12 protein-coding genes are annotated in these 15,332 nt (G+C 73.1%); 8 read left to right on the top strand and 4 right to left on the bottom strand.

The features are described 5' to 3' along the window. Window positions 1-40: 40 nt before the first annotated feature. Together ABT297_RS18715 and ABT297_RS18710 are read right to left on the bottom strand one after the other, a co-directional pair. Window positions 41-1,354, bottom strand: a complete 1,314-nt coding sequence (locus tag ABT297_RS18715; RefSeq protein ID WP_350550841.1) for an extracellular solute-binding protein — start codon at window positions 1,352-1,354, stop codon at window positions 41-43. 951 nt (window positions 1,355-2,305) lie between these two features. Next, window positions 2,306-2,851 (bottom strand): plasmid pRiA4b ORF-3 family protein, encoded by a 546-nt coding sequence (locus ABT297_RS18710; protein ID WP_350550839.1) that lies wholly within the window; start codon window positions 2,849-2,851, stop codon window positions 2,306-2,308. Between the two features lie 177 nt (window positions 2,852-3,028). Here ABT297_RS18710 and ABT297_RS18705 point away from each other — a divergent pair, with 177 nt between their 5' ends. The 8 genes from ABT297_RS18705 (at window position 3,029) to ABT297_RS18670 (ending at window position 14,010) form a co-directional block, all read left to right on the top strand. Further along, on the top strand, window positions 3,029-3,739 hold the full coding sequence (locus ABT297_RS18705) for a pyrimidine reductase family protein (protein WP_502885589.1): 711 nt from the start codon (window positions 3,029-3,031) through the stop codon (window positions 3,737-3,739). Window positions 3,740-3,941: 202 nt separating this feature from the next. Next, on the top strand, window positions 3,942-5,711 hold the full coding sequence (locus ABT297_RS18700) for an ATP-binding protein (RefSeq protein ID WP_350550837.1): 1,770 nt from the start codon (window positions 3,942-3,944) through the stop codon (window positions 5,709-5,711). 29 nt (window positions 5,712-5,740) lie between these two features. Next, window positions 5,741-6,889 (top strand): exonuclease SbcCD subunit D, encoded by a 1,149-nt coding sequence (locus tag ABT297_RS18695; RefSeq protein ID WP_350550835.1) that lies wholly within the window; start codon window positions 5,741-5,743, stop codon window positions 6,887-6,889. Between the two features lie 85 nt (window positions 6,890-6,974). Beyond that, window positions 6,975-9,452 carry an AAA family ATPase gene (locus ABT297_RS18690; RefSeq protein WP_350550832.1) on the top strand — a complete coding sequence of 826 codons (2,478 nt, stop codon included), beginning with the start codon at window positions 6,975-6,977 and terminating at the stop codon, window positions 9,450-9,452. Continuing rightward, on the top strand, window positions 9,449-10,390 hold the full coding sequence (locus ABT297_RS18685) for a hypothetical protein (RefSeq protein WP_350550830.1): 942 nt from the start codon (window positions 9,449-9,451) through the stop codon (window positions 10,388-10,390). Before ABT297_RS18690 ends, ABT297_RS18685 begins: the two co-directional genes overlap by 4 nt. A gap of 32 nt (window positions 10,391-10,422) precedes the next feature. Further along, on the top strand, window positions 10,423-11,274 hold the full coding sequence (locus ABT297_RS18680) for a DNA-3-methyladenine glycosylase family protein (protein ID WP_350551024.1): 852 nt from the start codon (window positions 10,423-10,425) through the stop codon (window positions 11,272-11,274). Between the two features lie 79 nt (window positions 11,275-11,353). Beyond that, window positions 11,354-12,439 carry an ATP-dependent DNA ligase gene (locus ABT297_RS18675; RefSeq protein ID WP_502885591.1) on the top strand — a complete coding sequence of 362 codons (1,086 nt, stop codon included), beginning with the start codon at window positions 11,354-11,356 and terminating at the stop codon, window positions 12,437-12,439. Beyond that, window positions 12,436-14,010 (top strand): alpha/beta hydrolase, encoded by a 1,575-nt coding sequence (locus ABT297_RS18670; RefSeq protein WP_350550825.1) that lies wholly within the window; start codon window positions 12,436-12,438, stop codon window positions 14,008-14,010. The genes ABT297_RS18675 and ABT297_RS18670 overlap by 4 nt, the downstream gene beginning before the upstream one ends. Window positions 14,011-14,063: 53 nt before the next feature. Here ABT297_RS18670 and ligD read toward each other — a convergent pair whose 3' ends face one another. Both ligD and ABT297_RS18660 read right to left on the bottom strand, forming a co-directional pair. Continuing rightward, window positions 14,064-15,077, bottom strand: coding sequence for a non-homologous end-joining DNA ligase (gene ligD / locus ABT297_RS18665; protein ID WP_350550822.1), 1,014 nt, complete (start codon window positions 15,075-15,077; stop codon window positions 14,064-14,066). Between the two features lie 69 nt (window positions 15,078-15,146). Then, a partial coding sequence (locus ABT297_RS18660; RefSeq protein ID WP_350550819.1) for a hypothetical protein occupies window positions 15,147-15,332 on the bottom strand: 186 nt, incomplete at its 5' end.

Below are 15,332 nucleotides of genomic sequence, written 5' to 3'. Positions count from 1 at the left end.
GTGCGGACGCCACCTCCGCCCGGTGTCGATCGCTTCCCGATCAGCCCTCGGCCAGCGCCTTGCTGTCCTTGATGGCCTTGTCCCAGCCCGCCTGAGCGCTCAGCTTGCCCTGCTCGGCGGCCTGCATGGCCGGCTCGAACGCGTTCTCCCACAGGGCCTGGTGCTTCGGGCCCAGGTAGATCGGCTTGAGCTCCTTCGCCGCGCCCGCGTAGATCTGGCCGACCGGGGCGTCGTTGAAGTAGTCGTTGGTGGCACCGGTCAGCGACGGGTCGGCCAGGGCCGAGACCGACGACGGCAGCGGGCCCGCCTCCTTGAACGCGTCCAGCCCGCCCTGCTTGCCGGTCAGGAACTTGACGAGCTCGAACGCGGCCTTCTTGTTCTTGCTCTGCTCCGGGATGGCCAGGTAGGAGCCGCCCCAGTTGCCGCCCTTGCCGGGGATGGTGGCGATGTCCCACTTGTTCTTGCCACCGTCGCCGGTGCGCTCCTTGATCACGCCGGTGTACCACGGCGGGCACGGCACGGTCGCGAACGCGGCGTTCTTGAACGCGGCGTCCCAGTCCGCCTGCCAGCGCTGCAGCTTGGCGGTCAGGCCCTTGCCGGCCATGTCCATGCTCAGGTCGTAGGCCTTGCGCACGGCCAGGTTGGTGTCACCGATGTACTTGTCGCTCTTGTCGTAGAACCAGGTGTCGCTGTTCTGCATGATGTACGGCTGCATGATCGACGTCGCCGAGTCGATCCAGGCCGCGCCGGTGTTCTTCGCCTTGAAGGCCTCGCCCTGCTTGATGTAGTCCGCCCACGTGGGCCACAGCTTGCTGACCTCGTCGCGGCCGGTGGGCAGGCCGGCCTTCTGGAACAGGTCGGTGCGGTAGCACATCGCGAGGGGGCCGACGTCGGTGCCGAGGCCGACGAGCTTCTTGCCGTCCGTGGTGAACGCGTTCTTCCACTTGAACGCCAGGTACTCGTCCTCCAGCGAGGAGGCGCCGAGGTCGAGCAGGTTGGCGAACGACTTGTTGTCCTTCAGGTATTGCAGCAGCATGCCCTCTTCGAGCATGACCACATCGCTCGCGCCGCTGCCGGCCGACAGCTGCTGGGCCAGCTTCGGCGTGAAGTCCTTGGTCTGGCCCTCGTTCTTGACGTCGACCTTGATGCTCGGGTTGGCCGCCTCGAAGTCCTTGACCGCCTGGGTGAAGCCGGGCGTGCCGAAGTAGGACAGCGAGATCCTGGCCGAGCCGCCGGCGCCGCTGTCGGAACCGCCGCCGTCCTTCTTGGCGCTGCAGGCGCCGATGCCGAGGGCGAGCCCGACGGTCAGCGCGGCCGCGGCGACGGATCGCACGCGGCGCGGGGTGAAACTCATCCTGACCCCTCTCTCAGGTCGTGGTGCGGTGTTCGGGTGCGGGTGGGGTGTTCGATGCGTGGCGGCGGGCAGGGTGAAGCCCGCCGGGGTATGGAGGACATGCGAAATCGACGCGTCCCGCGGCTGCGGGATGTGTGACCGGCCACAGTCGCGGGAGCGCTCCCATGAGCCTGGACCGCGAGCAGCCAGCGTGTCAATAGGGTGATGGGAGCGTTCCCATTTCGTTACATCAGAACTTTTTCTGAGCATTTTTATCAGGACTTATCGAGCTATGTACCATTTGCGCCGTCACGCACGGTGACCTGTACCCAGATGGCTAGGCGGCGCCCACCTGGATTCCGCCATGTTCCACAAGGGCGGACCGAGGGGGCGAAACGTCGAGCTGGTAGCGGCAGCCGCGCCCAACGTCTCCGTGATCATGCGTCCGGCGTCCACGGCGCGCGGGGTTCTCCATGATCACGGAGCGATCGCGCTGCCGGGTTGTGCATTTTTACTCCGTGATCATGGCGAACATGATGGTCGGGCGATGCGGATCGAAGGCGCGGCCTGCGCCGCCCGAACTCGGCTTCTCGCGATGCCAAGCGGCGAATTGACGGTCGCGCTGAAAACGATCATCGATCACGGCGGCGGCCCGGCGGCCTCAAGCAGTCCGGCACTGCGGCGGCACGATACGGCAGCGGCCTCGGCGCCGGCCGCTGGCAGTCCTGCGATACAGCAGCCCCCGGCGGCGGTCCGACGTGGAAGCGGCCCGGGGGCGGCCCGGCGGCGGTCCGGCGTGGGAGCGGCCCAGCAGCGGCCCGGCGTGGGAGCGGCCCAGCAGCGGCCCGACGTGCGAACGGCCCAGCAGCGGCCCGGCGATACGGCACCGCCGCCGGCGCTGGCCTGGGCGGCGGCCCGGCGCGGCGAGCGGCGGACCGGGCGGCGGGAAGACCTCTCCCGATCAGGCCCCGGTCAGGTCATCCGGCGCAGCAGCGTCGTCGGCGGGGCCGGGTCGAAGGCGGCCGGGTCGAAGGCGCGGCCGAGCCACACGCGCATCGCGACATGGTCGGGGTGGGCCGGGTCGACGTACGCGGCCAGGAAGTCGTGGTAGCCCTCCGGGCCGCCGACGTCGTCGGGCGGACAGGCTCGCTCGCCGCCGGTGCACATCGGGTAGCGGATGTCGGGGTCGGCGGGCACCACGTCCTCGATCGCGACGTCGTGCTCCCACCAGTCGCCGAAGTCGTAGGTGTACCGCAGCCGGGTGCCCTTGCCCGCCACCGCGTCCAGGCGGGTGTCCAGCTCGTCGCGGACCTCGAGCAGGCCGTCGGGGTCGGGCACGCCGTACTGCACCCCGTCGATGTCGAACACGTGCAGGTGGCGGTCGCTCCAGCCCATCGCGAACTGGATCACCCGGTGCAGGCGGTCGAGGGTGAAGGCGCCGGGCACGAGGACGCGGCGCCAGACGGGCGGGTCCACGCCGTCCAGCGCGATGCGCAGCTGATAGATCATGCGAGCCATGGTGCAGACATTGTTGACCGGGCAGCCCCGGCGGCGCAGCCTGAAGCTGTGATCTGTCAAGCGTGCCGCGACAAACGGCATGCCGAGTGCCGCGGCGGGAACTGGTGCGACTGCCAGCATCGGCCGCCGAAGCCTACGCCACCGGTCACGGGTCCGCCCGGCGAGTAAGGTCGTCGGGTGCAGCTGCTGCGGCCCTCCCCCGACGAGCTACCCGACCTCGCCGAGCTCTACCGCACGCCGCCCGGCCCGTGGCTGCGGCTGAACTTCGTGTCCAGCCTCGACGGCGCCGGGCACGTGGACGGCCGCAGCGAGCCGCTGTCCGGGCCCGCGGACAAGCGCGTCTTCGGCATCCTGCGGATGCTGTGCGACGCGCTGGTGGTCGGCGCCGGGACGCTGCGCGAGGAGGGCTACCACGCGCTGCGGCTGGACGCCGAGCGGCGGGCCTGGCGGGTCGCGCACGGCATGAGCGAGTACCCGACCCTCGTCGTGGTCTCCGCCCGCTGCGATCTCGACCCGGCGCACGAGGCCCTCGCCGACGCCCCGGTGCGCCCGATCATCGTCACCCGGGCCGCCGCCGAGCCGGGCCCGCTCGCCGCGGTCGCCGACATCGTCGTGGCCGGCGACGACCAGGTCGACCTCCCCGCCGCCGTCGGGCTGCTGCATGAGCGCGGGCTGCGGCAGATCCTCAGCGAGGGCGGACCTCAGCTGTTCGGGTCGCTGACCGCGGCCGGGCTCGTCGACGAGCTGTGCCTGACCCTCTCGCCACTGCTGGCCGGGCCGGGCGCCGGCCGGATCACCGCCGGGCCGCCGATCGACATGCCGCAGTTGCTCACACTGCGTCACGCACTCCTCGCGGAGGGTCTGCTCCTGTTGCGGTACAGCCGGTGAGCCCGCGATCCACAGTGCCGTCCACATGCCTGTGGACAACCCGCCCGCAACCTGTGGACAACCGATCACTATGCCCGTCTTTGGCCCGATTTGTGGGCTTGAATCGGACACTCACGCATCCACCACTGGCGTGGTTCCTTCAACCCACGGCCGATGGTGAGGCACGATGCACAGGCGAACACATGTACTGGGGGTCGACACCATGGAGGACGAATCCGCGCCCACACCGGGCGGGCCCGTCGTCGGGCGCGTGCTCGGCACCGCCGACGCGACCCCGCTGACCTTCTGGGTCGCCGTCGAGGACGGCGCCTACCTCCAGCTCGACGACGTCGTCGTCACGAAGCGTGACCTTCCGGAGCGCGACCCGGTGACCATCGCCGGGGTGGTGACCGCCGTGCGCGCCCGGCACGAGGGCGTCGCGTTCGACTCCGACGTCTTCCTCGTCGCCGACGGCACGCTCCCGGCGACGATCCAGGAGGCCGCCGAGATCACCACCACCCGGGTCGACCCCGAGGTGTACGTGCCGCCGACCCCCGGCGCGGTGGTGCACCGCGCGCAGGGCGACGCCCGGGCCGGCGCGCTGTACTTCGACCGGATGGACCGCACGATCCCGATGGGCTTCGGCCGCGACGGCGCGCCCATGTTCCTCAACGCCGACTTCCTCGACGGCTCCCGCGGCGCGCACGTGTCGATCTCCGGCATCTCCGGCGTGGCGACGAAGACCAGCTTCGCCACCTTCCTGCTGTACTCCGTGTTCCGCTCCGGCGTGCTCGGCGGCGCCGGCGAGACCGCCAACACCCGCGCGCTGATCTTCAACGTCAAGGGCGAGGACCTGCTGTTCCTCGACCACCCCAACGCCCGGCTCGACGCCGCCACCGAGGATGCCTACGCCCGGCTCGGCCTGACCGCGGGCCCGTTCCCGGACGTGCGCGTCTACGCGCCGCCGCGCGCCGGGGACTCCTCCGGCACCCCCGACGTGAGCAGCCGCCTCACCGGCGTCGACGCGTTCTACTGGACCCTGGCGGAGTTCTGCGCCGACCGGCTGCTGCCCTACGTGTTCGCCGACGCCGACGACGAGCGCCAGCAGTACACGATGGTGGTGCACTCGGTGACCGCGCACCTGGCGCGCGTCGCCCAGCCGGCCGAGGGTGGCGTCGCGATCGACGGCACCCGGCTCAACTCCTACGCCGACCTGGTCGACCACCTCGTCGAGCAGCTCAACGACGACGCCACCCGCGGGCAGTGGGCCGGCAGCGCGGTCGGCCTGGGCACCGTCAACGCGTTCGCCCGCCGGCTCATCGGCAGCAAGAAGGACCTGTCCCGGCTCATCCGCGGCGACCTCGCCACGCGCAAGCCGCACCAGATCAACACCGCCGAGTCCGCTCAGGTGACCGTCGTCGACCTGCACAACCTGCCCGACCGGGCGCAGCGCTTCGTCGTCGGCGTGACGCTGCGCACCGAGTTCGAGCGCAAGGAGAAGGCCGGCACCGCCAAGCCGCTGCTGTTCGTCGTCCTCGACGAGCTGAACAAGTACGCGCCGCGGGAGGGCACCAGCCCGATCAAGGAGGTGCTGCTCGACATCGCCGAGCGGGGCCGCTCCCTCGGTGTCGTGCTCATCGGCGCGCAGCAGACCGCCAGCGAGGTGGAGCGGCGCATCGTGGCCAACTCGGCGATCCGGGTGGTCGGGCGGCTCGACCCGGCCGAGGCTGCCCGCCCGGAGTACGGCTTCCTCCCGCCCGCCCAGCGCCAGCGCGCGCTGCTGGCCAAGCCCGGCACCATGTTCGTGTCGCAGCCGGAGATTCCGGTGCCGCTGTGCATCGAGTTCCCGTTCCCGTCGTGGGCGACCCGACCCGCCGAGGCCGGTGCCCCGCCCAGCTCGACGCTGCGCTCGATCGTGCAGTCCAGCGACCCGTTCGCGGTCGTGGCGCGGGTCGGCGCCGGTGGCGTGTCCGACGACGACATCCCGTTCTGAAGACATCCCGACCTAGACAAGGAGCCGGCTTGCGCATCCTGCACACCTCGGACTGGCACGTCGGGAAGGTCCTCAAGGGACAGTCGCGGGCGGCCGACCACATCGCGGCGATCAACGGACTCGTCGACGTCGCCAAGGCCGAGCGGCCCGACCTGGTGGTCGTCGCCGGCGATCTCTACGACACCGCGACCCCGACCGCCGACTCGACCCGGATCGTCACGCGCGGGCTGTCCGCGCTGCGCCGCAGCGGCGCCGAGGTCGTCGTCATCGGCGGCAACCACGACAACGGCAACGCCCTCGACGCGCTGCGCCCGTGGGCCGAGGCGGCCGGGATCACCATCCGCGGCGCGATCGGCAAGCCCGAGGAGCACCTGCTGTCCGGCACGACCCGGGGCGGTGAGGAGTGGCGCCTGGTCGCGCTGCCGTTCCTGTCCCAGCGGTACGCGGTGCGCGCCAGCGAGATGTTCGAGCTCTCCGCCGCCGAGATCACGCAGTCGTACGCCCACCACATCGGCGAGCTCATCAGCCGGCTCGCGCAGGGCTTCGGCGGCGGCACCGTCAACCTCCTCACCGCGCACCTGACGGTCATCGGCGCCACCATGGGCGGCGGCGAACGGGAGGCGCACACCATCATGGGCTACGCGGTGCCGGCCAGCGTCTTCCCGTCCTCGGTGCACTACGCGGCCCTCGGCCACCTGCACCGCGCCCAGCAGGTCAACGGGCCGTGCCCGATCCGCTACAGCGGCAGCCCGCTGCCGATCGACTTCGGCGAGGAGGAGAACCTCGTCACCGCGAGCGTCGTCGACGTGACCGCCGCGACCGCGGCGCGGGTGCGGGAGGTCCCGCTGCCGGTCGCGACGCCGCTGCGCACCGTCCGGGGCACCCTCGCCCAACTGTCCACACTGGACACCGGCGAGGCGTGGCTGCGGGTGTACGTCCAGGAGGCGCCCCGCGCCGGGCTGCGCGAGGAGGTACAGCAGCTGCTGCCGAAGGCCCTCGAGGTGCGCATCGACCCCAAGCTGCTGCCCGGCCCCGACGCCGGCGGCAATCCCGAACGGGCGCGGGCCGGGCGGTCGGCCGGGGAGCTGTTCGCCGACTATCTCGCCCAGCGCGGGCACGCCGACGAGGCGACCGAGGCCCTGTTCCACCGCCTGCACGACGAGGTGATGCATTCATGAGCGGTACGGAGCGAAGCGCAGTGGCCGCTCATCAGGGGCGCAGGTCATCCTCAGGCCGCCGCCGGAGCGAAGCGGAGGTGACGGCATGAGGCCTATTCGGGTGGATCTGGACGGGTTCACGGTGTTTCGCGAGCCGACCACCGTGGACTTCACCGACACGGACTTCTTCGCGCTCGTCGGGCCGACCGGTTCCGGCAAGTCCACGGTCCTCGACGCCATCTGTTTCGCGTTGTACGGCACGGTCCCGCGCTGGGGCGACCGGCGCGCGATCGCCAACGCGCTCGCCCCGTCGGCGGCCGAGGCGCGCGTGCGGCTGGTCTTCGAGTCGGCCGGGGTGCGCTACTTGCTGTCCCGGGTGGTGCGCCGCGACGCCAAGGGCGCCGTCACCACCAAGCACGCCGGGCTGGAGGCGCTCGCGCCAGGGCTGGACCTGTCGAAGCTGGAGTCCGGCCTGGACGCCGACGACGTCGCCGAGGTGCTGGCCGGCACCCCCAGCGAGGTCGACGAGGCGGTGCTGACCGTCGTCGGGCTGCCGTACGAGCAGTTCACCAAGTGCGTGGTGCTCCCGCAGGGCGAGTTCGCCGCGTTCCTGCACGCCAAGCCGGCCGAGCGGCAGAAGATCCTGGTCAACCTGCTCGGCCTGGACGTGTATGGGCGGATCCGGGAGCGGGCCGCGGCCGAGGGCTCCGCCGCCGAGGCCAAGCTCAAGGTGCTCGATGAGCAGCTCGCCGCGCTGTCCGACGTCGACGAAGCGGCGCTGACCGCGGCGGCCGCGCGGGTCGAGGCGCTGCGCGGCGTCGCCGGGGCCGTCGACGCGATCGCGCCCCGGCTGGAGGAGGCCGGCCGGATCGCCGGGCAGGCCACGACCGCGCTGGCCACCCTGGACGCGGAGATCGACCGGCTCCGCGCGGTCGCGGTGCCCGCCGAGGCGGCCGGGCTGGCCGCGGCGGCCGCGGCCGCGCGCGCCGCCGTCGCCGGGGCGGTGGATGGCGCCCGGGCCGCCGAGGAGCGCGAGGAGAAGCTGCGCGGCGAGCTGCGGGCCGCCGGCGACGCGACCGCGCTGCGCCGCCTGCTCGACCGGCACGCCGAACGGGCAGGCCTGGCCGCGGAGGCCACCACGGTCCACGATCGGGTCGCCTCGGCCTCCCAGGAGCACGACCGGGCCGCGCGGGCCGTGGAGGCGGCTCGGGCCGAGGCTTCGGCGGCCAAGCGGGCATTGGAGGCGGCCTTCGAGGCCTACAACGCCGCGATGGCCGTCGACCAGGCCGCGGCCCTGCGCCCGCAGCTGCGGGCCGGCGAGGCGTGCCCCGTGTGCACCCAGACCGTCCACGACCTGCCCGATCTGCCGCACGAGCCGGCCGTGGTCGCGGCCAAGGCCGCCGGTGAGCTGGCCCGGAAGCGCAGCAACGCCGCGGACCGGACCGTGGAGGAGCGCGACCGGACGCTACGGGACCTCGACCGGGCCCTCGCCGCCGCCCGCGCCCACGCGCAGCAAGTCGAGCAGCGGATCGTCGCCCTGGACGCCGAGCTGGAGGGCGCTCCCCAGCCCGAGGCGCTGCAGCGCGACCTCGACGGCATCGACCGGCTCACCAAGGGCCTGGAGAAGGCCGGCGCCGACGTGCGCAAGGCCCGTGAGGCGCACCGCGCCGCCGCCGGCGGCGCCGACCGGGCCGAGGAGCGGCTGCGGTCCGCGTGGCGCGCCTTCGACACCGCCCGCGACGGCCTCGCCGCGTTCGGGCCGGCGCCGGCCAACCGCGACGACCTCGCCGACGCCTGGGCGACGCTGCACGGCTGGGCCACCGGCGAGGCGAGCCGCCGCCGCGCCGGGCGGCCGGCCGCGCTCGACGAGGTCCGGGGGGCCGAGCGGCGCGTCGCCGCGGTGCGCGACGAGCTCGCCGCGCTGTTCACCGGGGCCGGGCTTACGGCGCCGGGCGGGGACCCGGCGCGGGAGGCGGCCGTCGCCGTCGAACGCGCGGAGGCGGCGCGGCGGCGCGTCGAGGAGCGGCGCGCCGACTCCGAGCGGCTGCGCGCCCAGCGCGACGCGATCGCGCGGGAGGGCCAGGTCGCCAAGGCCCTCGCCCAGCACCTGCGGGCCGACCGGTTCGAGCGGTGGCTGCTCGCCGAGGCCCTCGACACCCTCGTCGAGGGCGCGTCGCGGACCCTGCGGGAGCTCTCCGGCGGCCAGTACGACCTCGGCCACGACAAGGGCGAGTTCTACGTCGTGGACCACCACGACGCCGGGCTGCGCCGCGCGGTGCGCACGCTGTCCGGCGGCGAGACGTTCCAGGCCTCCCTCTCGCTCGCGCTCGCCCTGTCCGAGCAGCTCGCCGGCATGTCGGCGGCGTCGGCGAGCCTCGAGTCGATCGTGCTCGACGAGGGTTTCGGCACCCTCGACGCGTCCACGCTGGACACGGTCGCGGTGACGCTGGAGAACCTCGCCGCGCGCGGCGACCGCATGGTCGGCGTCGTCACCCACGTCGGGGCGCTCGCCGAGCGGATACCGGTGCGCTTCGAGGTGCGCCGCGACGCCCGGACCGCGCGCATCGAGCGGGTGGGGCTGTGAGGCTCCACGTCGACGCGTGGGACCCGGCGTACGGGCTGTCGTTCGAGGCGGCCGAGACCTCCGGGCCGCAGGCGCAGAGCAGCGCCCAGATCCAGCCCGACGTCGAGCTGCCCGCGGACGCCTGGCGCCCGCTCGACCCGCCGGCGGGCCTGGAACCGCCGGGGACCGTGCTCATCGTCGACGGGGTGCAGCGCATCGACGCCCGGGTCTGGATCACCGACGACGCCGGCACGACCCACCCCGGGGTCGCGGCCTCCTACGCCGCCGGGGTGGTGCGTTGCGAGCTCGGCCGCGGCGCGGCGCGGGTGGCCACCACGCGGATCGAGCGCGGGCTGTTCACGCCCGCCGAGGACCTGCCGCCGGTCGTGGCGGGCAACATCCGGTACCCCGGCCGGCGGGTCTCCCGTGGCGAGCCGAAGGACCTCTCGCTGGGCGTGCAGCGGCACATGCGCGCCCTGGAGGTGGGCGTGTCGAACGAGGAGCGGGCCGACGGCGACCTGCTCATCGTCGACGGGCCGCTGCAGGAGCGCGGGCACCTGCCCCGGGCGCTGGGCTACATCAAGACCCACCGGGTGGAGTACCTCCCGGCCGGCCTCACCGCCGTGGTGACCGCGCTGCGCGGCGGGCAGCGCACGCCCGTGTTCCTGCTGGGCACGTCGTGGCACCGTTTCGCGTGGTACCTGCGGCTGCCCGGCCCGGCCGGGGCGCCGTGGTCCGGGATCGTGCGGGCGGAGTGCTCGGCCGACCTGACCCACGCCGGCGCCGTCGCGCTCGCGCACCTGTCGGCGGTGACGCTGCCGCGGTTCGCGTCGCAGGCGTACAAGGACCCGCGGGCGCCGCAGAACCTGGTGCCGATCGCCGGGTTGGAGCGTAAGCTGCGCGCCATGCTCGGCGACGCCCGGCTGCTGCACCGCGCCCTGTCCCGGGTCGCGGCGTGAAGGTCCCGCCGCGCTACGACCTGGGCCGCACCATGCGCGGCCTGGCGCTGATCCAGGGTGACCCGACGCTGTCAATCTCGCCCCGCTCGTGCTGGTTCGCGACCCGCACCCCCGACGGCCCGGGCACGCTGCGGCTCGTGCTCGGTGGCGACGAGCTCTCCTTCGAGGCGTACGGCCCGGGGGCGGACTGGCTCCTGGCGCGCGCCGACGCCATCGCCGGGCTGCGCGACGACGTCACCGGCTTCGCCGAGCTGTCCCGGCAGCACCCGCTCGTCGCCCGGCTCGCCCGGGAGCACGCCGGGCTGCGCATCGGCGCGACCGGGCGGGTCTTCCACCATCTTGTGCCGGCGATCCTCGGGCAGAAGGTGACCGGCAAGGAGGCCCACCACGGATACGTCCGAATGTTGCGGAAGTTCTCGCAGCCGGCGCCCGGGCCGCGGGAGGGGCTGCTGCTGCCGCCCGAGCCGGAGGTCGTCGCCGCCACGCCGTACTGGGCCTTCCACCCGCTCGGCATCGAGCAGAAGCGGGCCGAGACGCTGCGCCGGGCGGCCGCCCGGGCGGCGGCGCTGGAGCGGTCCGCGGACGCCGCCGCCTGCACGGCGCGGCTGGTCAGCATCCCCGGCATCGGGCCGTGGACGGCGGCCGAGGTGACCCGGGCCGTGTACGGCGACGCCGACGCGGTCTCCGTCGGCGACTACAACATCAAGAACAACGTGGCGTTCGCGCTGACCGGGGCGGCCCGCGGCACCGACGAGCACATGCTCGAGCTGCTGGCGCCGTTCGCGCCGCACCGGGGGCGGGTCTGCGCGCTGATCGCCGCCGCCGGGATCGGCGCGCCCCGATTCGGGCCGCGGATGCCGGTCCGGTCGTTCGCACGCTTCTGAAACCGGTTCGGAAAAGTTGTCGTACCTGTGTGGTTGACTTGGCGACGTGGAGCTGCCAGTCCTGCCGCCAGTCGAGCCGATGCTCGCCAAGAGCATTCCCAGCCTGCCCAGTGCGCCCGGCATGAGCTTCGAGCCGAAGTGGGACGGGTTCCGCTGCATCGTGTTCCGCGACGGCGACGAGGTTGAGCTCGCCAGCCGCGGCGGCAAGACCCTGACCAGGTATTTTCCCGAGGTCGTCGAGCAGGTGCGGGCCCAGCTGCCCGCCCGCTGCGTCGTCGACGGGGAGATCATCGTGATCCGGCGCGATACGGGAGCGCCGCGGCTCGACTTCGAGCTGCTCGGCCAGCGCATCCACCCGGCCGCCTCCCGGGTGCGGCTGCTCGCCGAGCAGACGCCGGCCTCGTTCGTGGCGTTCGACCTGCTGGCCATCGACGATGAGGCGCTCGTCGGGCAGGGCTACGCCCAGCGCCGGGCCCGGCTGGTCGAGGCGCTCGACGGCGTCAAGCCACCCGTGCACGTCACGCCCGTGACGACCGACGCCGACGTGGCACGGGACTGGTTCGAGCGCTTCGAGGGTGCCGGGCTCGACGGGGTCATCGCCAAGCCGGCCGAGGGTGTCTACGAGCCGGGAAAGCGCGCGATGTACAAGATCAAACACGCCCGGACGGCGGACCTCGTGGTGGCCGGGTTCCGCTGGCACAAAGACGGGCCGATCGTGGGATCGCTGCTGCTGGGCCTGTATGACGACGAGGGGCGCCTGCACCACGTCGGCGTCGCCGCGTCGTTCACCCGCGAGCGCCGCGCCGAGCTGGTCGAGGAGCTCGCGCCGTATCGCGAGGGCGTCGTCGACCACCCGTGGAACTGGGCCGGCCTCGCCCCCGGCAGCCCGGCGGCGAGCATCGAGTCGGTGCCGGCCGGCGACGCGGCCACCCGGCTGCCCGGCGGGGTGAGCCGGTGGACCGGCAAGAAGGACCTGTCGTTCGTGCCGCTGCGGCCCGAGCTGGTCGTCGAGGTCGGCTACGACGCGATGGAGGGCGACCGGTTCCGCCACACCGCCCAGTTCAAGCGCTGGCGGCCCGACCGGGACCCGCGATCCTGCACCTACGAGCAGCTCGATCGCCCGCTGCGCTTCGACGTCGAATCGGTGCTGGCGGGTCGTCCGTGACGTTGCCGAAGATCGGGCGCGCCCGCCGGCTGGCGCCCCTGCTGCTCGTCGCGGCCCTGCTAGCCGGCTGCACCAATCCCCCGCAGTTCACCACGCCGACGTCCGGCCGCGCGCTGGGCAGCCCGTCCGCGGCGTCGTCGGGCCCCGTGTCCCGGTCGGGCGACCTCACCATCCCGCCGGCCGACTGGAAGCCGTGCCCGGACGCGTCCAAGGGCGTCTTCCCGACCCCGCCGCAGAACGTCACCTTCAGCTGCGCCACCGTCAAGGTCCCGCAGGACTGGGCGCACCCGAAGGACTCCGGCACGTTCGACATCGCCCTGGTCCGCGGCCGGTCCTCGACCCAGCGCGACCGGGTCGGCTCGCTGTTCATCAACCCCGGCGGCCCCGGCGGCTCCGGCTTCGACTACGGCGTCTACCGGGCCGTCTACCTGCCGGCCGAGATCACCCGCCGCTTCGACATCATCGGCTTCGACCCGCGCGGCGTGGGCCGCTCGACGCCGGTCAAGTGCTTCTCGGACGCCGACCTCGACGAGAACTTCGGCATCGACCCCGACCCGGTCAGCGACCAGGGCTTCCAGCAGACCGTGGCGCTGGCCCGGAAGCTGGCGCAGTCCTGCGGCGAGAAGTATGGCGACAAGCTGCCGCTGTTCTCCACCGAGCAGGCCGCCCGGGACATGGACGCGCTGCGCGCCGCGGTCGGCGAGCGGCAGCTGACCTACCTCGGCTACAGCTACGGCACGCTGCTCGGCGCCGTCTACGCCCAGCTGTTCCCGAAGAACGTGCGGGCGCTGGTCCTCGACGGCGCCGTCGACCCGGCGCAGTCGATGCAGCAGTCCGCGGAGAAGCAGGCGGCCGGCTTCGAGCTGGCGTTCTCCAACTTCAGCACGTGGTGCTCGAACAACCCGGCCAACTGCCCGATCGGTCCCGACGCCCGCGCCGTGGTCATGCAGGCGATCGCCGACTCGCGCACCGCCCCCGTCCAGGGCACCGGCCGCAAGGCGACCACCGGGTGGGTGTTCACGGCGGTGGTTTCGTCGCTGTACAGCGAGTCGTCGTGGCGCATGCTGGCCCAGGCGATGCAGGACCTGCGCAACGGCAAGCCCGACAAAATGTTCCAGCTGGCGGACACCTATGCCGAGCGCGACGCCGAGGGCCACTACACGAACATGTTCGACGCCAACTCGGCGGTCGGCTGCGCCGACAGCGACGACACCCCGACGGTCGAGCAGTCCCGCACCCTGCAGAGCCAGTGGCGCGCGAAGTACCCGCTGTTCGGCGGCGCCCTGGCCCTGAACCTGATCTGCGCCCAGTGGCCGGGCAAGCGCGACCCCTACCCCACGGGCCCCGCGAAGGGCTCCGCCCCCATCCTCGTGATCGGCACGCTGGGCGACCCGGCGACCCCGTATGAGCAGGCCCCCGCGCTGGCCAAGATGCTGGGCGTCGGCACCCTGCTCACCTGGAAGGGCGAGGGCCACACCGCCTACCCCCAGACGGGCTGCATCATCGACGCCGTCAACCGCTACCTGATCGACCTGAAAGTCCCCCCGGCCGGCACAACCTGCGCGAAGTAACGCCACCGCCGCGGCCCCGGCCGGAGCCGGGGCCGCGCATCGAGTGAGTCGCGTCAGGAGGCGGGCTTCTTCGCGCGGCTGGGCTGCACGCGCATGGGCTCGCCCTCCATCTTTGGGTACTCCGGCGGATACGGCATGTCGCCCTCGCCGTTGACGGCGTCGCGCTCCGACCATTCCAGGAGTTCGGTGATGTCGTGCGCCACCTCGTCGATGCCGGCGTGGGGGTCTCCGGTGGTGGCGATGCGGGCCGGCACCGTGCGCAGGTCGAAGTCGTCCGGCTCGACGTCCGGGAGCTCGTCCCACCGTAGCGGGGTCGACGCGGTCGCCCTCGGGTTGGCGCGCAGCGAGTAGGCGCATGCGATCGTGCGGTCGCGCGCCATCTGGTTGAAGTCCACGAACACCCGCTCGCCGCGCTCCTCCTTCCACCACTTCGTGGTCACCAGGTCGGGGCGGCGGCGCTCCAGCTCGCGAGCCAGCGCGATCACCGCACGCCTGGCCTCGACGAACGTCCACTTGGGCTGGATCCTGACGTACACGTGGACGCCCCGCCCGCCGGAGGTCTTCGGCCAGCCGGTGAAGCCGAGCTCGTCCAGGACCGCCTTGAGCTCGCCGGCCACGACCGCGGCGTCGGCGAAGTCGGTGCCGGGCTGCGGGTCAAGGTCGATGCGCAGCTCATCGGGGTGGTCGACGTGGTCGCGGCGCACCGGCCAGGGGTGGAACACGATGGTGCCCATCTGCGCGGCCCACGCGACGTGCGCGAGGTCGGCCGGGCACAGCTCGTCGGCCTTGCGGCCGCTGGGAAAGGCGATCTTCGCGGTCTCGATCCACGACGGTACCCCGCGGGTCGGCACCCGCTTCTGGAAGAACGCCTCGCCGCCGATGCCCTCGGGGAAGCGCTGCAGCGTCGTCGGCCGGTTGCCGAGGGCGCGCATGATCCCGTCCCCGACGGCCAGGTAGTACTCGAACACGTCCCGCTTGGTGTACCCCCGCTCGGGGAACACGATCCGCTCCGGGCTGCTGAGCCGTACCGCCCGCCCCGCGACCTCGATCTCCAGCGCATCGGCCATGCCAAGGACCTTACGCCGCCGGACCGCCCCGCGGCCGTCACACGAGGGGCACAACGAGCGGGACCGGCATCAGCGGGTGCGCCGGGCCGGCTGCGGGCGCGGGCGGCGCGCGGCACCGGCAGGGCTGGCGGCCGACGTGGCGGCGGAGGTGGCGATGGCAGTGCCGGTGCTCTCGTCCCACGCGGTGCGATCGCCCCGCCCGGTGCGGTCGCCGCGCGCGAGGCGGCGGCGCGGGCCCGGCACGCGGGCCGGGCC

The organism is Dactylosporangium sp. NPDC000555 (assembly GCF_040300025.1).
Classification (GTDB): Bacteria; Actinomycetota; Actinomycetes; order Mycobacteriales; family Micromonosporaceae; genus Dactylosporangium.
The sequence above is the reverse complement of the archived record's forward strand: the minus strand, read 5'-3'. Positions and strand labels throughout refer to the sequence as shown.